An 18,233-nucleotide genomic window follows, 5' to 3' on the forward strand; every position below is an offset into this window, starting at 1 on the left:
CGCTGAGTGGCAGGGCCGAGGCCCGAACAGTAGCATCTATCAATTATTGATGTTTTGCTACGATATTTTTCAGGGATTCTTTGGAGTTCAGTCCCACAACTTTATCTACCGGTTGACCATCTTTGAAGAAGATCAGAGTTGGGATACTCATAACACCAAAACGGGAAGCCGTTTCCGGATTCTCATCCACATTCAATTTTGCAATTTTCACGTCGTCTCCCAGCTCTGTGGACAATTCATCCAAGATTGGAGCGAGCATTTTACAAGGACCACACCAAGGAGCCCAGAAGTCTACTACTACAGTACCTTGACCTTCCACTTCGTTACTGAAGGATTGGTCAGACACGTTCACGATAGCCATGATATTGTTCCTCCTTTAAGTTTTGCGAAGCATCACGCACATCTTAAGCCAAAGCTTAGTTCATGGAAGCTGCTCCGAAATATGAGTTAATAAATTGTTTCATGTAATATGATAACCAAATTACCACTTACCGACACATTACAAGTATAACATATCTTTATGGGATATGTGAAATATCACTCGCAATTATATTGCCTTCAATGTATTTTTTTTGCGTACTCTTTTCTTTACAACCTCCCCAGCATTTCGGTATACTTAAAGAAAGCGCATTAATTGTCAATGACTTATTTCATAAAACTAATGTCAATTTGCATCTAACAATACAGGGCTTGTCCCTGTAAGGAGGCAGAAACTATGGATGTTAACGCGCAAGTACGGGACCCACGAGAACATATCAACGAAGAACCCCGCAATGATCTTGGGGATTTAATGACCGGATTTTTCGGAATGACCACGTTTATGACGGTTGTCTTTTTCGGAATGGTCATCCTTAAATTCATTCTCTCGGAGTAAAGGAATCATCGCACAATAAAAAGAAGCTGTCTCAAAAGTAGTGAATGCTACTTATGGGACGGCTTCTTTTTTTGAGAATAATGAGGGAAAAACTCCCTGATTATAGCCGATAATTGCTATAAATGAACAGAATCAGGGAATTCCTCCCTAATAATCGGGAGAATATCTATTTTCGCTGACGAATCAGTTCATTTTTAGGGAGATATTCCCTAATTAGTAGTCTAATGAGCAGAAACCTCTGAATTTTAGGGAGGTATTCCCTAATTATCGATCAGAGTGAGTATGCCCGCCAGATGTTGCAACCGGAAAGTGTGTTTGGACAATTAAAGTACACTCAAGACTTCCGACGATCCTGCTTCGCAGCATGGAAAAAGCGGCGTTTGAGTTCGAATAACTAAAAAAACGAAGAGCAGCGATCCTCCAATAAAAGGGGAATCACTGCTCTTTTAAATTTTACATTATGAATATTCCAGCTTATCTATTGGCCCCTCGCTGATTCTCCCCATGCAGTGGAAGCACATCCACAAAAGGAGCAATGCGATCCATTAGTCGTTGGCCTTTATAGACCTCTTCACCATCTTTGCTCGTAAAGCTAAGATGTTTCTCCAAGCCATCCAATGGATAATTCGAGGTATAGAAGGTTGGTTTGCGGTTCATCCGATAATTCAAGATCGCCCCAAGTACATGATCACGAGCCCAAGGATTCAAATTTTCCGCACCAATGTCATCAAAAATAAGCAAATCACAGTTTTTCATCGTATCGACAGTTTCCTTCATTTTCTGGCCATCCATCATGATCGATTTCAAGTCCTCTATAAAGTCTGGCATGTATACGATCACTCCGGTATATCCAGCAACAGCAAGCTCATGCAGCAAATAACACATCAAAAAAGTTTTGCCTGTTCCGAAAGAGCCATGTAAATAAATGCCGCGTGAAGTCAGGCCTTCCTCTTTAACACTGGTGATATAATCAAATATTTTATTCACAGCCGAGACCCGGCGCGGGTCTTTGCCCATAATATCTATCTCATCATAACCGCCGTTAAGTACACGCTCGTCCACATAAAAGCTACGAATACGTTTGCGGATATTATCCTGATTATCTTGTGCCACTTTAAGTCGGCATGCCGTCTTGCGTTCATATAGATCCACTGAACCATTCACAGTTTCTACCGTTAGTTTACTATAATGGCCAGGAAAATCATTTGGACACTTCTCTAGTCCTGGGCAGTTCGCACAGTTTCGGCTTTCCTCTACATATTGATACAGGCGACTCATATGAAGCCGCAGTCGTGATTCGTCCAGCTCAGGATGTTCGGACTGTAATGCCTTCACAAGTGGATGATTGAATAACCCCTGTTCAAGATCGCGTTGACGCTGCCGTAGAGTTGGATTGTTGATCGAACGAAGTACATCGCCCATAGACTCCATTGTTCCACCTCTCTTTCATTAAGGCGTTTGCGATACGCCTTTTTTCTTACTAGCCTTAATTTCTGCCGCTTTCTTCATCATCGCCGCGAATTCCTCTTCCGATACTGTTCCGGCACTTCCATCATCCAGCACAATCGGAATTTCCGGTTTATTGGATCGGCCTGTATTTTTGGCATAAGAACGTGATCGTGTTCCTCCAGCAGTATTAGGCGTTGTCCCCTTGCCCTTCACTTTGGACTGATCTCTAATATATCTTACAGCCTTCTCATAGGTGTTCACTTGTTTAACCAGCATATTGGAGGCGATAGCCTCTACAAAATTGCGGTTCATCCGCTGTTCTCCACCCGAAGCTACCATAGTCATTAAATAATGAATGAGTACATTAATTACTTCACCGCTCAGCTTATAGTTCAGATCTATTTTCTCGAACATATCCATCAGATGGCTGGGCACTGCACCCGGGAAAAAGGTTTGTAGCAGTCTTGTATAAGGTTCGTTACGCAGCATCATATTATATTGGTGAATGTCGCATTTGGACAAAAATTGTGGCGGTACTTCTACATAATACTCCATCTCAACTGATTGCTCTGGTGGTGCTATAGAATCATCATTCTCTTCGGTCGCACTGGACCGGATGGAAACAACTTTTGCAGCCGCAATTTCACGTTTTTCCTGTCGTTTCATATCTTGCCTGAAATGTTGGCTCGCTTTATATTGCAACGCATCCAGCATTACCTCGCCCTCCGGTGAGAACACTCCATCCTCATCCAGCAAACGACATAAATCCTGCGGACTCAGTTCGTATTTATGAGCAACATAGTTAATTACACCCATTTGAGTATGGTCAAAGCGCAGTTTTTCTACATGAGCCCGATTCACAGACTCCCGTGGAAAACGCAAAATAATGTCACTATATCCGATTGCCTGCTCTCCGGATTCAAGCGTGCCGGGCTGTCGAACAGAGGCTACCTCCGCCAAAGCTTGCTCCAACTCATAATCAATGACATGTGTATTAAGTTGAAAAATATCATAAAAAGGCACGGAAATATTCTCTTTGCCTATAGATCTGCGACTCCACTCTTCCGGCTCGCGATTCCAGAACTGTTCCCGTAAGGACAGCACAGCAAATTTGCCAATCTTATCACGTAACAGCAAGGTTAAATGCTGAGTGGCAAAAAAGTCGGCTGGCGATAGCGGCGGCATTAGCTCATATTCATATAAATAATCATCTGTTTCCGGCACATAGATTCGACAGGTCTGCAACAGACCCACTGCTTCTAACCGGGAAGCCTGATCAATTAAATATTTGCGGCCTTTCTCATTGGGTTCAACACCCAAAGTCATAAATAGCCTGCGCTGTTGCTCCACTCCAGAATAGCCAATGCTATCTGCTGGCACATGTTCAACCAGCAAGCGATAGAAACTGATTGCAAAGGCTCCCACCATAGGTTGATATACAGAGCTAAGCATACGTCCATCTATAACACTAAGACCAAATTCGCGGGAAACGCAGTACCGATGATGTTCGGTGAAATGATGTAAGTTACTCATCCGCATCTACGGATACCCCCTTGTTTACACGAATTCATACAGGATTCTATTCTATCACAAATTAACATAGCGAAAATGTAAATAAAATCCCAATTTCGACTCTTTTCGCAATATAATCAACTTCTTCTTACGAATATCTACCTCTATTAAACAAGAAGAAACGGCTTCGCCGTCCTCTAAAGAGGAAGGTATCCCGTTTCTCGCAGAAATATAAGACTGAATCATAACATAGGCTCTTTCGAATCTTTAAAACATCTTGTAACCGCCAAAGCGCAGCTTTTGAATGGTCCATCCACTAAGTATAGCACCTGCAAGACCAGCGACACCTGTAAGATAATCAACAAAGTGGAAACTGGAGAGATGCTCCCAGAGCGACATCGCGTTTCTATCCCAAATAGAATAGATTACGACGGGTAGAATAATAAGTACGAATAGATAAGCGGGGAACCAGGTTGTCTTCATTAACATGTTAAGAATAAAGCCGATACCAAACATCATCACAAAGAATAAAACGGCTAGGATAAACACTGGAATAAATCCCATCTTACCGTCTCCACCCCTTTCTATAAAGAAGCGCACATCTTTTACAAGCTAGTAGTAAGTTTACTAGAAAAAATGTCACGAAGCAATGAACTTTATTCAAATTCACGCACTAATTCGCACACTTACAGGATGCCTCCGTTTGCTCTTGGCGGCTTGATTGCGATACAATGCAAGTAGATTAATCAGATCATACATAGCCTATGAAGCAGATGCTTCGTAAGACTAAGTTTATGCTTCAATTGCGAGTTTTACGCGATGTTATTTTGGGCGAGGCTTATGCTTCGTAAAACTTTTAAGGAGTGAGATCATGATCGAAGCCGCTTTGACACTGGAAGGCTGGTATGCACTGCATGACTTCCGCTCTCTGAACTGGACCGCTTGGACGGCAGCAGATGATGAAGAACGTGCCGTTGCCCTGGAAGAACTACATGCTTTTATGCAGGAATGGAGCCCTGTTGAGGAAGCTAAAGAAGGCAGCACCGCAGTATACTCCATAGTGGGCCAAAAGGCCGATTTTGTAATGATGTTTTTGCGCGAAAGCCTAGAAGCTTTGAACCAACTTGAGACCGCCTTTAACAAAATCGCTTTTGCTCAATATACAACCAAAGCTTATTCATATGTAAGTATTGTTGAATTAAGCAACTACGCTGCTGGTGGCAGTGGCAGCGACGGCAGCGATCCAATGCAGAATCCGCATGTTGCCGCACGGCTAAAGCCTATTTTACCGCAAGCGAAACACATCTGTTTCTATCCTATGAACAAAAAACGCGAGCTTGCCGATAACTGGTACATGCTTGATATGGACAAACGCCGGGAACTCATGGCTTCACACGGGTTAATTGGACGTTCATATGCAGGCAAAGTGAAGCAAATTATCACCGGCTCCGTCGGTTTTGATGACTGGGAATGGGGCGTGACTCTGTTCGCTGAAGATGCACTGCAATTCAAAAAGCTGGTATACGAAATGCGTTTTGACGAAGTAAGTGCTCGTTACGGCGAATTCGGACCTTTTTATGTCGGCAATCTGCTGACTGAAGAATCTTTTGAAGAAATGCTCAAGCTGTAATAACAAAAAAGGGTGTGTCTCCAGTTCGTATGGAGACACACCCTTTTTACTACCATATTATTAGATTAAGACACCGAAGTTCCTGAATCCTCATCTTCGTTATCCTCATCATCTTCACGTAAACTTTCCAGATATTCAGCCGTGGCCCGATCCCGAGCGCGCCCTTTATCCTTCAGGCGTTCGATACCAGGGAGAATGAGCAGATCAATTTCCTTCTGAACGATATAAGCCAGATCATACTGGTTCTGATCCTCCAGATAAGATCCAACCTCTATCAGTCCGTTATAACGGTCCAATTCTTCCCGAGTCAGCAGTCCGCGTACCTGTACGCTGCAATGGCGCATCTTATAAGAATCTTCCTTTTTTCAGAACCAGCGGAATTCCGCCGATAATGAACAAGTAGCGCATATCTACAACTTTTTTCAACTGAGCGGCAGTCCAGCCCTTGTAAGTTTTACTGCCTACTACAGCGATTCCTTGGCCTTTGCCTAGGGAAGCTACGGTTCCTTTATTGCTGAATGCGAATTTCTTCGGCTGTTGATTGCGGATTGCTGCCACCAAATTATGCGCACAGCATTCACCCTGCTGCATAGCAATTTGAGCGGTTGGCGGGTAAGGGCGTCCTTCCGGATTAATCATAAGGGAGCCATCACCAATAATGAAGATATTCTCTTGGCCCGGTGCACGTAGATATTCATCTACCTTCACGCGCCCACGCATAGCTTCAAATCCGGCAGCCTCAATAAGACGATTGCCACGGATTCCGCCTGTCCAAATAATTGTGGAGGCTTTGATTTCTTCGCCTGATGCCAGAATCACCCCGTTTGGCAGACACTCCTTGATCGCAACCCCCATCTTGAAGGTAACTCCCTTTTTGGTGAGCAAGTCCATCGCATACTCAACAAGCTCAGGAGCAAAACCAGGCAGTGCTGTCGGAGCAGCCTCTACGTTATATATATTAACCATACTTGGATCAACGTCATATTCTTTACACAGTCCAGGGATACGGTCAGCTAATTCAGCTACAAATTCGATACCGCTAAAGCCGGCACCACCGACAACAAAATTAATATGCTCCTGAGCATTGTTCTCGTTCTTGTACTTAGCGAATTGATATTCAATATGCTCGCGAATTAAACGAACGGAATTGATGCTCCGGATTGTCAGTGCGTATTTATCAAGTCCAGGAATACCAAATGTTTCAGGCTCTCCACCTAAAGCAATGACAAGATAATCGTACGATAGGGTACCATCCTCCAAAATAATCTTTTTCTGCTGAGTACGAATTTCCTGAACAGATGACTTCACGAGGTCGATCTTGAATTCATCGATTAGTTTCGAAATGGACACCCGAGTGTGTTCAATACTGTCCGTACCCGCGGCAGGCATATGTAGATGGGTAGTAAAATAGTGGTACTCGTGACGGTTTACAAGCGTGACATCCGCTTCATTATAATTCAAAGCCTTCTGCAAGCGCTGTGCGGTCAAAATACCCCCATAGCCCGCGCCTAAGATAACGATTTTGGGAATACTACTCATGTTCCGGCTCCTTCCAAGAGGTAAATCTGTCTTTGTATTTTTTATTGAAACAATGTACGGTCCTTTTTGTGAATTTATACACTTATATTTAGAAGAAATTCCAATCAAACTTGAAGCATTTCTAAATTGACCATATCCATTGTAAACCTTAGTGTAGCATTAATCAAACATTAAAATACTAAAAAACGTCACACTTTTATTGACTTCTAAAGTCTTTCTTTGCAGGTATGTGTCACAATGATTATAATAAGTAGGTACACAAGTATGGCAAAATGAATATATCAACTCGGAGGTGTAATATCCCGTGACCCAAGAGCAATCCAGCGTTCCTATGAGCGACCTTTTAATCATAGGTGGCGGGCCAGCTGGCATGTTTGCCGCATTTTACGGCGGAATGCGTCAGGCATCAGTAACCCTTATTGAAAGTATGCCCCAATTGGGGGGACAACTTGCTGCCCTTTATCCAGAAAAATACATTTATGATGTGGCAGGTTTTCCAAAAGTAACAGCACAAGAATTGGTCGACAACCTGTCTCGGCAAATGGATATGTTCCAATCCAATATCCGGCTGGAGGAGAAAGTGATTTCTGTTCAAAAACGGGACGAACGTCATTTTGTGGTTACAACCGATGTAGCCGAATACCACAGTAAGGCGATCATCATTACAGCTGGTGTAGGTGCATTTGAACCTCGTCGTTTGGAATTACCCAACGCTGGACGTTTTGAAAAAGCAAACCTCCATTATTTTGTAAATGATCTAAATGCCTTTAAAGATAAAAAAGTTCTGATCAGCGGTGGCGGTGACTCTGCAGTTGACTGGGCACTCATGCTGGAACCCATCGCTGAACAGGTAACCCTGATTCACCGCCGGGATAAATTCCGTGCGCATGAACATAGCGTTGAGAACCTGATGGCTTCCAAGGTTAACGTAGTTACCCCTACTGAAATTACAGAGCTGCATGGTGAAGAGTTCATTACTAAGGTTACATTGTCAAATATCAAGACCAAAGAAACTCAAGAAATTGAAGTGGACAGCGTTATTGTTAACTTCGGATTCATCTCTTCCCTAGGTCCTATTGCCGAATGGGGTATTGAGATTGAGGGGAACTCCATTGTTGTTGACTCGCGTATGGAAACAAGTATTCCAGGCATATTTGCTGCCGGCGATATCACAACTTATCCTGGTAAGCTGAAGCTGATTGCTGTAGGATTTGGCGAAGCTCCAACGGCTGTGAATAATGCTAAGGTGTACATTGATCCAGAAGCCAAGCTTTCACCGGGTCACAGCAGTAATATGAAACTCTAAATCTATTAACACAATAAAAAAGGGTATTCTTACAGGCCTGTTGATAACAGCCTGTGAGGATACCCTTTTATGTTTGTTTGTGCCTCGCGGTTTTATATATGTAGCCTGCTACAAAGTTATCCTTTGCGCTTTTTAATGAAGAACCGCATGTACTGGAGAGTGTAAGTTTCGTTTGCGAATTTCAACGAGTAGAAGAGCGATGAAATCATGCTCTAGTTGCAGCTCTATTGCTCTATGGTAAGAGTCAAGCAGCATCTCATCCGACAATTCAACCATAAACTTCATCTACCTTTCCTTTATTTGGATCTGAATCTATCATATCAAACTATCATTTTTCGAACAAGCGTTCGCGTTATCCACAAGTACATGTGGAAATCCTGTGTATAAAATGTGTGTAAGCGTTATAAAGGTACTAGCTACACAGTGGACTATGGGGATAATAGTTATACACAGGATTGAACCACTTGTATACAGCTAAAAATATATTTTTATTGTAAATAAATTACAATGTTATTTACCCCAAAAGAACGCAACTAAACGCAATTTTATCTTACTACTCTATTATCGTCAATTCTTAAAATAATTGTTAATTTATTGAGGTCTTGTATTAACCTCCAGAATCCATATTTTCCCTGAATAATCTACAGCATAATCAAAGCCCAGCTCACCTATTCCCGGAAAATGCCGTTCCATAATTCCGATACATACATGGGTTAGTCTCCGCATTTCTGCTTTCTTCGCTGAAGCTTTAATCCGCGGCAACGATCTACGAAGTCCTTCACGACATGATAGCATCGTTCCCCCTTTACAAAGATTGGTCACGAACAGACCTGGCCGAGCCAATCTACCTACCATGGAGCGAAATTCCCAAACATCACCATTTTTAACTACTTTGACCCGATAATCAATAGGCCGCCCGCCGATTCTCGCCAGGGAAATCCCTTGTTGAATCAAATATCTGCGTCTTGCTTTCACAGTATTAAGCGCACGTCTCATGGATCCAAAATCCTTGTAAATTCGAGTTCTGTCCATATAGGTGAATCCATAACCGCGACTATCCCGAAAAACTTTGATTACACCGTAACCTCCGCCACCCACAATAGGTTTAATGACAACATTTCCATATTTACGAAGCATTGCCAGGAGCGTTTCTGCCCTGTACCCCCTTGTCATTGGGATATAGGGTGCAACCCGAGCATCGGTCAGCAACGCCTCTGTCTTCAGCCACTTACTGGCCAATTGTCTTCCTGCCATCGTCCTTTCCCTCCCTTCACAATCCAGCCTACCCTATACATTACTCAGAGAAGGTCTCGCCCTCTTGTATGATTGTCCGTGTAAGATGCCGCTCTTAGCAAAAAGGGCTTAGTGTTTAGCACAGCATCAGTCGACAGCGACAGGGTACAACCGCGGATTTTGTAGATTCAGTTCTCAAGAAATTCGACATCATTATCTTAATGGATGAGTTCACTATAACTAGAATAATCTTCAAAATCGTTGTATTATTAATAGCGGTTACATTTTCAATTTCTACTATTATAGTGAGTACTAACAGAATCACTAAAAAGCACAGCGCGGGGAGGGCTCAGAATGGCACAGTTTTTTGAGGTTTTATATTGGGTGGCTATGCTTGGGATGTCCATTGTATTGGCTGGAACGACTATACTGATCTGCGCCATCGGCTTTAAATTTATTAAAGACAAACGCAGAGCACTGGGTACGGGCTGTATCGCCTTCTCCCTTGGAGCTGCAGCGCTCATCGTATTTATGATTAATTACAAGTTTATTATTCCAGCCTAATGTACGCAGGGACTGCCTATAAGCAGCTTATTTCTATGAACAGACGGTCCGACCATCGCAAAAAAACAACAGAGCAGCGATTCTCCAGTTATGTGGAGAATCGCTGCTCTGTGTTTTTAAACAATAGCTATCTGCTTCAACAGCGTCTTTAACCCATGAGCATTTCGGACCCATATGACGTTATTTGCAGATTTTCAACCTTTTAGGCGTGGTTTCGGACTCCAGTGACACTATTGCTTAAAAAGAGCTTCATATTTACTGATTTTCATAGCAATAGCGGCAATGCGGTCCGTTGGCACCACAAATATGGGGAAATGCGGCGTTTAGGGTCATCTGTGTCCGATACAAGGTTCGCGATACATGGTTTGCTTCCTATGTAAAAGAATAAAGAGCTACCCCAGCGCACATTAAATGGCTTCTGAGAAACTCCCCTTTTACTCATAAATCTAGCGACAGGCGTATCATATCTATGACTTGAATCCCATTTTCAAAGATCTCTTCGCTGTAATGCCTAATAAAAAAGTCTCTATCAATTCCGGTGATTCTGAATCCGCATTTCTGATAAAGTGCCAATTGTCCAACGCTCGAATTTCCTGTGCCAATTTCAATGGTTTTTGCCCCAAGCAGCTTGGCATTCTGAATCGCATGGTTCAGCAGCTGTTTTCCTATACCTTGCCCGTGTTTATTTTCGTCGACGGCGATATTAACAATCTCTACAGTCTCCGGTCTTGTCTGCAGCACAACGTAGACTCCGATGATGCTGTTATCTACCTCAGCCACACAACATAACCCTCTTCGTAAATATCCGTTAACTAAGCTCTCCGAAGGATCTGCTAATAGAAGTAATTCTAATGGAGGCTGTTCACCAGCTTTTAATTTTCTGATTTCCATTTCCGAACTCCTTGTGATGATTTTTGTCATTGAGAATAAAAAAAACTCCAAGCCTGTGTTGTTAGAATCCAACACGGGGCTTGGAGCCGTGATAGCTGCTATTAGCAAGGCTCTTCGTTAGGTTTCCCTGCATCCGTAGCTGTACGGAAGCTTGAGCCGCAGCCACAGGTTGCAGTAGCATTAGGGTTGTTGATGGTGAAGCCACCCGTCATGCCGGATTCTTCAAAGTCGATTTCGAGACCGTCCAGGTAACGAAGGTTCTCCTTCTCCACAACCACTTTCATGTCTTGAATGTCCATATATACGTCCTGATCAGTTTCATTATCATCAAAGCCCATAGCGTACGAGAATCCACTGCAACCGCCGGGCGTTACTCCAATACGGAGGAACATGTTCGGTACTTCTTGTTCAGCAAGCATCGCCTTTAATTGTTCTGCTGCCTTTTCACTAATATTAATCATGATCTCATCCTCCTACAAATTCGTCTCACTTCATAAGCGGAAACTTATGTTTAAGAGGCCTTCCGGCCAAAAGTTATTTCTTAAAAATATAAGAAAGTATAAGTGTTGCACCTATTCTTTATGTCTTATATTTCTCGCTCAAACGCTTATCACCTTTATAAGGATGCCAATGACGTTTATGCTTGATAAATTCAGTATAACCGACTATTCCGTTACCCTCAAGTCACAACTGCCTTAGGCATGACCCTTCACAGCAAAAAACACCATCAATATCAAGCTGTTGATACCCTTAGGAGAGTAGGTTTATAATAAGGAAGGCACTCTAAGTAAAAATTCGGAAATTTGTCACGGAGGCAAGCTCGCCTCTTTCTTTTTTAGAATGAACAGCTACCACTTGGGTACGTCTGGAATTTATCTTCGAGCAATCTGCTCGTAAACTTTCAGGAGGAAATCATAATATGTCTACTCTTTTTACCCCCCACACGGATGCCCGAATGGCGAACATTATTGATAAGGTTCGCAGCGGCGAAAGATTGAATTTGGAAGATGGCGTTTATTTATATCAAAGCAACGATTTACTTACCATTGGCCAGCTAGCGAATGAAGTCAATATCGCCAAGAATCACAACCGGGTATATTTTATCGAAAACATGAGTCTATATTTCACCAATGTTTGCGAATCGCACTGTGCATTCTGCAATTTCCGCAAAGATGATGGAGAAGAGGGAGCCTATACCCTTTCCGGTCAGGAAATGGTGCAATATGTCGAACAACATATCCACCCGGGCGTACGCGAATTCCACATTGTTGGTGGCCATAACGACAAGGTTCCCTTCCAATATTATGTGGATTCTTTAAAGGCTTTGAACGAACGTTTCCCTGAGGTTACCTTAAAAGCCTACACTGCCGCTGAGATTGATTTCTTTACCCGTATTAGCGGTTTGAGTATTCGTGAGGTACTGGAACAATTGCGTGCTGCTGGACTTAAAACACTCACCGGTGGTGGCGCAGAGATATTATCCGACCAATATCGTAAAAAAATGCGTGTAGACAAAGCTAATGTGGAAGAATATCTGGAAGTCCATCGGACAGCACATCAGCTTGGGATGAAGACCCATACCACTATGCTGTACGGCTCCATTGAATCTCACGAAGACCGTATCCGCCATATGATGCAAATCCGTGATTTGCAGGACGAAACCAATGGCTTTATGGTATTCATTCCATTGTCAATGCAGCCTAAGAATAAAAACGCTGGCATCATGCGCCGCAACTCTGCTTATGAGGATCTGAAGACCATTGCGATCAGCAGATTGATGTTGGACAATTTCGATCACATCAAAGCGTACTTCATTAACATTGGCCCTCAGCTTACTCAAGTTGCGCTGAACTTCGGTGCATCAGACGTGCATGGCACAATTCTAAAAGAACGGATCAGCCACGCGGCTGGCGCCTTAACACCGGAAGGTCTGACTCGCGACGAATTGATCTGGCTAGTGAAAGGTGCTGGACGAATTCCTGTCGAACGTGACACTTTCTATAATGAGGTTAAGGTATACGAATAAGAAGACTACCTGAGATTTGTTATCCCATATTGGAAAGGAAGTTCGGTCAGCATGAGAACAATACTCGTTCTTGGCGGTGGCTACGGCGGCCTAGCCTTAATTCAAGAATTACTCAATAATCATCTTCCTCATGATGTTGAAATTATCTTAATTGACCGAATGCCTTATCAAGGAATCAAAACGGAATATTATGCGCTCGCCGCAGGTACCGTAACTGATTATCACCTGCGCATTCATTTTCCGGTTCACCCCCGGCTTACTGTCCGGTACGGTGAAGTGAGTTCCATTGATTTGGAGAGCAAAATAGTCAGTATGGAATCCGGTGAGATTGTATCTTATGATCTCCTAGCCATTGCTCTTGGCTGTACCGATAATTACCACAACATCCCTGGTGCTGATCAATATACCTGCAGCATCCAGACCTTTGCTGGTACTCGGGAAACCTACCGCCGTTTAAATGATGTGAAGCCTTACGGAACGATAAACATCGTAGGTGGAGGATTAAGCGGTGTTGAATTAGCCGCAGAGCTTCGGGAGAGCCGTCCAGACCTTAACATTGCTATTCTGGATCGCGGTGAACGTGTTTTGTCTGCCTTTCCGGCAAAGCTGTCACAGTACGTAGAGGAATGGTTTCATCACCATCAGGTGCAAACGCTGGGACGAATCTCTGTATCTCATGTAGAGAAGGATTCGATTTTTAACGGTACCGAGGAAATCCTTTCAGATGTGACAGTATGGACCGCAGGAATTCAACCTATAAAAGTAGTTCAAGATTTGAATGTGTCGAAGGACCGCGGTGGACGGATTATGCTGGATGAGTATTATCGTATACCGGATTATCCTGAGGTATATGTGATTGGTGACTGTGCCAGTCTGCCATTCGCACCAAGCGCACAAGCCGCTGGAGCACAGGGTGAGCAGGTAGCTCAGGTTATTCAAGCCACCTGGCGCGGTGAGACTCCTAAGCTTCATCCTATTCGCCTGAAGGGTACTTTAGGGTCACTAGGCAAAAAAGCAGGATTCGGACTTATGGGACAACGCTCCGTCAAAGGACGGGTTCCCCGCATCCTCAAGAGCGGAGTGCTCTGGATGTCGAAACGCACTTTAGGATAAGCCTAAGATTGGTTCATAAGTATTCAACAACGACGCTACTCTCAGATAAACACGAGAGTAGCTTTCTTATGTTATTGGTGCGTATACCCTACGGACTCAGATGACCTTATTCGCAAATTTTTAGCCTTTGGAGGAGAGTTTCGGATTCCAGTGAAGTTATTGCTTATAATGAGGTTCATTTATGCTGTTTTTCAGGTGAATAGTGACTATGGGGTCCGATAGAGCAATCCAAATGTAGGAAAACACTCAATATAAGGTCGCCTGAGTCCGGTGGCACCTTCACGGTAGCACCTGCACTCTCCAATATGTTGCCTAATCGATCAAATTGGTGGATTTTGTTCAAGTAAGGTTCCAAAAAGAGGGAGCACTCCATAATTTAGATTATGGAGTGCTCCCTCTTTTTTTCTCGAGAAATTTAGTCAAGATCTATATTAAACCAAGCCTCAAGCTCTTTGATCTTGGCCTCAATTTTCTCTTCTAGCTCTACAACAGTGTCTGCTGCAATAATGTCACCTTCAACCATGGCGAAAGGCATTAAATAACACTCTCCACAATTGTTCAGACATCCGTATTCAATGACATCATAATCCGGATTTTCCTCCAGCTTATGCATTAGCTTGTCTGTTCCGTGACCCATGTTGCTGGAACAAAATTCAATAATTGGTCTCATGATGATCTCCCTATTCCGCCTAACCATTTTATTTTTTAACTTTTTGTACTATAATGAACTTACGAAAGGAGTGATTGAGAAATGAGTGAGAATGCACAAAGCACCGAAATGTATGATGAAGTACTAGAAGTGCTGGATAAGCTTCGTCCGTTCCTGCAGCGCGATGGCGGTGACGTAGAACTGGTCGATGTGGAAGACGGCATCGTTAAGTTGAAACTTATGGGTGCCTGCGGCAGCTGCCCAAGCTCCACGATCACCTTGAAAGCCGGGATTGAACGCGCCCTCCTTGAAGAAGTAGAAGGCGTTGAAGAAGTAGTTCAAGTATTCTAAATCCCGTTCAATAACCCTCCCGATTCTCCTGTAAAGGAGATCGGGATTTTCTTATTATAGAGGATTTAACATTCTCTCACAACCTTAGAACACAAAACCCGCAAGCCAACTTGGCTGCGGGTTCTTGTTATGACTATAGACGAATTTAGCTTAATTCCTTAAAACGCTGGAATGATTGCACCTTCGTACTTTTCTTCAATGAAAGCTTTAGCTTCTGGAGAATTCAGGGCAGCAACCAGCTTTTTGATGGCTTCGGAATCTTTATTGTCTTGACGGGTTACCAAAATGTTAGCATAAGGGGAATCTACACCCTCGATGAACAGTGCATCTTTAGTTGGCACAAGACCAGCGTCTAGTGCAAAGTTCGTGTTGATCAAAGCAAGGTCTACCTCATCCAGTTGACGTGGGAGCATAGCTGCTTCCAACTCAATGATGTCGAGGTTTTTCTTGTTTTCAGTGATATCCGCTTTCGTTGCAGCAATGTTTGTATCATCTTTCAAGGTAATCAGACCATTTTTTGCAAGTAGGATTAGTGCACGACCACCGTTAGTAGCATCGTTCGGAATGGCAACTTTTGCACCATCAGCCAACTCATCGATCGATTTGATTTTTTTGGAATAAGCTCCAAAAGGCTCAACGTGAACGGATGCAACGGAGACCAGATCTGTTTTATTATTTTTGTTTTGGTCATCCAGATACGGTTGGTGTTGGAAAAAGTTAGCGTCTAACTCCTTCTCATCAAGCTGCACGTTAGGTTGAATATAGTCAGTAAATTCTTTAATTTCAAGTGTAATTCCATCTTTTTCAAGCAATGGAGCAATAGCCTTCAAAATTTCAGCATGAGGCACAGGTGAGGCACCAATAACCAGTTTCACAGGATCTTTAGTAGGTTCACTTGTTGCTTCTGCATTTGGTGCTGTTGTAGCAGCCGAGCTCCCAGCATTATTAGATGCATTGTTGTTACCGCAAGCCGCAAGCACCGCAACCAGTGTCAGGCTAAAAAATGTAAGTAGTACTTTTTTCATTGTAAATCCCCCTCTAATCTATATTTTGTATTGAATAAGGATATATATGGATGTACCTTATTTCCGTGTGTAATGTTTTACGAGTCGGTCACCGGCCATTTGTAGCAATTGCACCAGTACGACAATAAATATTATAGAAACAATCATAATCTCCGTCTCATAGCGGTGGTAGCCGTAACGAATCGCCAAGTCACCTAATCCGCCGCCCCCAACCATACCAGCCATTGCTGTATAGGAGACCAGTGTAACCAGTGTGATCGTAACTCCAGCTAGCAGACCTGGACGAGCTTCTGGCAAAAGAACACGCATAACGATTTGGTTCGTCGATGCTCCCATACCTTGTGCGGCTTCGATGACTCCGCGGTCTACCTCTCTTAACGACGTCTCTACCAAGCGGGCAAAAAACGGAGCTGCACCAATCACCAGAGGTGGAATCGTACCGAGTACACCAATGGAGGTTCCAACAACGGCTTTGCTGAAAGGAATGAGAGCCACCATCAAAATGATAAAGGGTACGGAGCGTAGGATATTTACAAGTAATGATAAGACCGAGTAAGTTACTCTGATTACTATACTATTCGATTTCCCCCATAAATACAATAGAATTCCGAGTGGTAAACCAAGAATAATTGTGAACAATCCGGAAAAAAATATCATTTTTATAGTAGCAACCGTAGCATCCATCATTTCTTGCCAATTTAGATCTGCAAAATTCATTACGAAATCACCTCCACATCAAGGCCTTGAGCAATTAGTCTGGAGATCGTTACAGCAATCGCCTCAGCTGGCCCTTCGAACCGCACAATCATCTGTCCATAAGGCACATCTTTAATCGTTGAGATGGTACCATGTAAGATTGCAAAGCTTACACCCGTATCACGCACGACATCGGATAGTGCCGAGCCGTATGTTTTTTCTCCAAAAAAAGTAATTTTGACAGCTTTAGAGTTATCCCCGGCAGCAGCATCAAGCGCCACTCGAAGAGGTCCTTCATTCTGTGTCTCACTGCGGATGAAATCGCGTGTAACCTCATGCTGCGGCTTGAGAAATACCTCTGTAACTTTGCCTTGTTCAACAATCCCACCACCATGTATGACCGCGACACGGTCGCAGATGCTCTGGATTACATGCATTTCATGCGTGATCAGCACAATGGTCAAATGGAATCTTTTATTAATATCAAGCAGCAGCTTAAGAATGGAATCCGTTGTCTGGGGATCAAGCGCAGAAGTGGCCTCGTCACACAGCAGTACATCAGGGTCACTGGCTAGTGCCCGGGCGATGCCGACCCGCTGCTTTTGTCCTCCAGATAACTGAGAAGGATACTTATCTGTATGTTCTTCAAGCCCAACTAGAGCGAGCAGATCTTTCACTTTTGTATCAATAGCTGTTCTAGATGTACCTGCAAGGCGCAGTGGAAAGGCAATATTATCGTATACGGTCGCCGAAGACAGCAAATTGAAATGTTGAAAAATCATCCCTATCTTGCGCCGCTGTTCCTGTAATTGGCCTTGGTTAAGGCTAGTTAGTTCAACACCGTCTACCCAGACCTCACCTTCTGTCGGACGTTCCAACAGATTAATGCAACGGATCAATGTACTCTTCCCCGCTCCAGAGTGGCCGATGACTCCGAATATTTCACCTTTCTCGATGGACAGATTCAATCCAGAAAGCGCTGTTGCCGCATTACTCCCTTTTCCATAAACCTTTGTTATCCCTTTTAGATTAATCAACTCTCGTCGCCCCCCCTTTATATTTCACTTATTCTATACAAAAAAACCTCCAACGATCGATGCAGATCGCAAGAGGCTCTGTGGGTTTATTAAGACAATGCCTTCTCATCTGCCAACGACCGCAACCTGCGCCATTGTAGGAATTAGCACCATGACATTTGTACAACGCTTCCCGCGCTGGATACAAATCGGTTGCCGGGCTTCATCGGGCCTATCCCTCCGCCGCTCTCGATAAGATAAAGTTATGAAATTATATTTTTTCTGAAATCGTACATACTTTAATGCAAGCATAAGTATAGTGAGTTTATCGATTTTTGTCAAAAGGAAATATATTGAAC

Annotated in this window: 21 protein-coding genes and 1 riboswitch; of the genes, 7 read left to right on the top strand and 14 right to left on the bottom strand. The window is 43.4% G+C overall.

Annotated features, from left to right (window positions below):
* Positions 1–43: 43 nt before the first annotated feature.
* Positions 44–361, bottom strand: a complete 318-nt coding sequence (trxA, locus tag NYE35_RS26160) for a thioredoxin (RefSeq protein ID WP_036679814.1) — start codon at positions 359–361, stop codon at positions 44–46.
* Positions 362–715: 354 nt separating this feature from the next.
* Between trxA and NYE35_RS26165 the strand changes: the two genes are divergently transcribed.
* Positions 716–874 (top strand): YqzM family protein, encoded by a 159-nt coding sequence (locus NYE35_RS26165; RefSeq protein ID WP_094902239.1) that lies wholly within the window; start codon positions 716–718, stop codon positions 872–874.
* Between the two features lie 474 nt (positions 875–1,348).
* On the opposite strand, the gene dnaI is transcribed toward NYE35_RS26165, so the two are convergent.
* The 3 genes from dnaI to NYE35_RS26180 all read right to left on the bottom strand — a co-directional run bounded on the left by dnaI (position 1,349) and on the right by NYE35_RS26180 (position 4,399).
* Entirely contained in the window at positions 1,349–2,305 is a 957-nt protein-coding gene (gene dnaI, locus NYE35_RS26170) for a primosomal protein DnaI (RefSeq protein ID WP_036685219.1), read from the bottom strand.
* Between the two features lie 18 nt (positions 2,306–2,323).
* The gene (locus NYE35_RS26175; RefSeq protein ID WP_038573182.1) at positions 2,324–3,862 is read right to left on the bottom strand and encodes a DnaD domain protein; all 1,539 of its coding nucleotides are present in this window, start codon (positions 3,860–3,862) and stop codon (positions 2,324–2,326) included.
* A 240-nt stretch (positions 3,863–4,102) separates the two neighbouring features.
* A complete protein-coding gene (locus NYE35_RS26180; protein WP_036685224.1) occupies positions 4,103–4,399 on the bottom strand; it encodes a YuiB family protein in 297 nt (98 codons plus the stop codon).
* Between the two features lie 307 nt (positions 4,400–4,706).
* On the opposite strand from NYE35_RS26180, the gene hemQ reads away from it, so the two are divergent.
* The gene (hemQ, locus tag NYE35_RS26185) at positions 4,707–5,465 is read left to right on the top strand and encodes a hydrogen peroxide-dependent heme synthase (RefSeq protein ID WP_036685226.1); all 759 of its coding nucleotides are present in this window, start codon (positions 4,707–4,709) and stop codon (positions 5,463–5,465) included.
* Positions 5,466–5,530: 65 nt separating this feature from the next.
* Here hemQ and NYE35_RS26190 read toward each other — a convergent pair whose 3' ends face one another.
* Both NYE35_RS26190 and NYE35_RS26195 read right to left on the bottom strand, forming a co-directional pair.
* Positions 5,531–5,809: a hypothetical protein gene (locus NYE35_RS26190; protein WP_036685228.1), complete on the bottom strand. Its 279-nt coding sequence runs from the start codon at positions 5,807–5,809 to the stop codon at positions 5,531–5,533.
* A 1-nt stretch (position 5,810) separates the two neighbouring features.
* The gene (locus NYE35_RS26195) at positions 5,811–7,004 is read right to left on the bottom strand and encodes an NAD(P)/FAD-dependent oxidoreductase (RefSeq protein WP_036685230.1); all 1,194 of its coding nucleotides are present in this window, start codon (positions 7,002–7,004) and stop codon (positions 5,811–5,813) included.
* A gap of 331 nt (positions 7,005–7,335) precedes the next feature.
* Between NYE35_RS26195 and NYE35_RS26200 the strand changes: the two genes are divergently transcribed.
* On the top strand, positions 7,336–8,310 hold the full coding sequence (locus NYE35_RS26200) for an NAD(P)/FAD-dependent oxidoreductase (protein WP_036685581.1): 975 nt from the start codon (positions 7,336–7,338) through the stop codon (positions 8,308–8,310).
* Positions 8,311–8,442: 132 nt separating this feature from the next.
* On the opposite strand, the gene NYE35_RS26205 is transcribed toward NYE35_RS26200, so the two are convergent.
* Positions 8,443–8,586, bottom strand: a complete 144-nt coding sequence (locus tag NYE35_RS26205; protein ID WP_036685584.1) for a sporulation histidine kinase inhibitor Sda — start codon at positions 8,584–8,586, stop codon at positions 8,443–8,445.
* Positions 8,587–8,901: 315 nt separating this feature from the next.
* On the bottom strand, positions 8,902–9,564 hold the full coding sequence (locus NYE35_RS26210; protein WP_036685231.1) for a YheC/YheD family protein: 663 nt from the start codon (positions 9,562–9,564) through the stop codon (positions 8,902–8,904).
* Between the two features lie 333 nt (positions 9,565–9,897).
* Between NYE35_RS26210 and NYE35_RS26215 the strand changes: the two genes are divergently transcribed.
* A complete protein-coding gene (locus NYE35_RS26215) occupies positions 9,898–10,107 on the top strand; it encodes a hypothetical protein (protein ID WP_036685233.1) in 210 nt (69 codons plus the stop codon).
* A gap of 438 nt (positions 10,108–10,545) precedes the next feature.
* Here the strand turns inward: NYE35_RS26215 and NYE35_RS26220 are convergent, their stop codons facing one another.
* A complete protein-coding gene (locus tag NYE35_RS26220; RefSeq protein ID WP_036685234.1) occupies positions 10,546–10,998 on the bottom strand; it encodes a GNAT family N-acetyltransferase in 453 nt (150 codons plus the stop codon).
* Between the two features lie 101 nt (positions 10,999–11,099).
* Positions 11,100–11,459, bottom strand: a complete 360-nt coding sequence (locus tag NYE35_RS26225; RefSeq protein WP_036685235.1) for a HesB/IscA family protein — start codon at positions 11,457–11,459, stop codon at positions 11,100–11,102.
* Positions 11,460–11,917: 458 nt separating this feature from the next.
* Here NYE35_RS26225 and mqnE point away from each other — a divergent pair, with 458 nt between their 5' ends.
* Together mqnE and NYE35_RS26235 are read left to right on the top strand one after the other, a co-directional pair.
* Positions 11,918–13,024 carry an aminofutalosine synthase MqnE gene (gene mqnE / locus NYE35_RS26230; RefSeq protein WP_036685236.1) on the top strand — a complete coding sequence of 369 codons (1,107 nt, stop codon included), beginning with the start codon at positions 11,918–11,920 and terminating at the stop codon, positions 13,022–13,024.
* A gap of 51 nt (positions 13,025–13,075) precedes the next feature.
* Positions 13,076–14,137 (top strand): NAD(P)/FAD-dependent oxidoreductase, encoded by a 1,062-nt coding sequence (locus NYE35_RS26235; protein WP_341122248.1) that lies wholly within the window; start codon positions 13,076–13,078, stop codon positions 14,135–14,137.
* A gap of 415 nt (positions 14,138–14,552) precedes the next feature.
* Here NYE35_RS26235 and NYE35_RS26240 read toward each other — a convergent pair whose 3' ends face one another.
* A complete protein-coding gene (locus tag NYE35_RS26240) occupies positions 14,553–14,807 on the bottom strand; it encodes a YuzB family protein (protein ID WP_076105303.1) in 255 nt (84 codons plus the stop codon).
* 81 nt (positions 14,808–14,888) lie between these two features.
* Here NYE35_RS26240 and NYE35_RS26245 point away from each other — a divergent pair, with 81 nt between their 5' ends.
* Complete coding sequence (locus NYE35_RS26245; RefSeq protein WP_036685249.1) at positions 14,889–15,137, top strand: NifU family protein; 249 nt, start codon at positions 14,889–14,891, stop codon at positions 15,135–15,137.
* Positions 15,138–15,295: 158 nt separating this feature from the next.
* Here NYE35_RS26245 and NYE35_RS26250 read toward each other — a convergent pair whose 3' ends face one another.
* The 3 genes from NYE35_RS26250 to NYE35_RS26260 are packed head-to-tail and all read right to left on the bottom strand — an operon-like array spanning position 15,296 to position 17,895.
* On the bottom strand, positions 15,296–16,162 hold the full coding sequence (locus tag NYE35_RS26250; RefSeq protein ID WP_036685252.1) for a MetQ/NlpA family ABC transporter substrate-binding protein: 867 nt from the start codon (positions 16,160–16,162) through the stop codon (positions 15,296–15,298).
* A gap of 57 nt (positions 16,163–16,219) precedes the next feature.
* Complete coding sequence (locus NYE35_RS26255) at positions 16,220–16,849, bottom strand: methionine ABC transporter permease (protein ID WP_370510542.1); 630 nt, start codon at positions 16,847–16,849, stop codon at positions 16,220–16,222.
* A gap of 29 nt (positions 16,850–16,878) precedes the next feature.
* Positions 16,879–17,895 (bottom strand): methionine ABC transporter ATP-binding protein, encoded by a 1,017-nt coding sequence (locus NYE35_RS26260; protein ID WP_341122249.1) that lies wholly within the window; start codon positions 17,893–17,895, stop codon positions 16,879–16,881.
* 102 nt (positions 17,896–17,997) lie between these two features.
* A riboswitch (SAM riboswitch) is annotated at positions 17,998–18,133 on the bottom strand.
* Positions 18,134–18,233 lie beyond the last annotated feature (100 nt).

Source organism: Paenibacillus sp. FSL L8-0494, assembly GCF_038003695.1.
Taxonomy (GTDB): Bacteria; Bacillota; Bacilli; order Paenibacillales; family Paenibacillaceae; genus Paenibacillus_AQ; species Paenibacillus_AQ odorifer.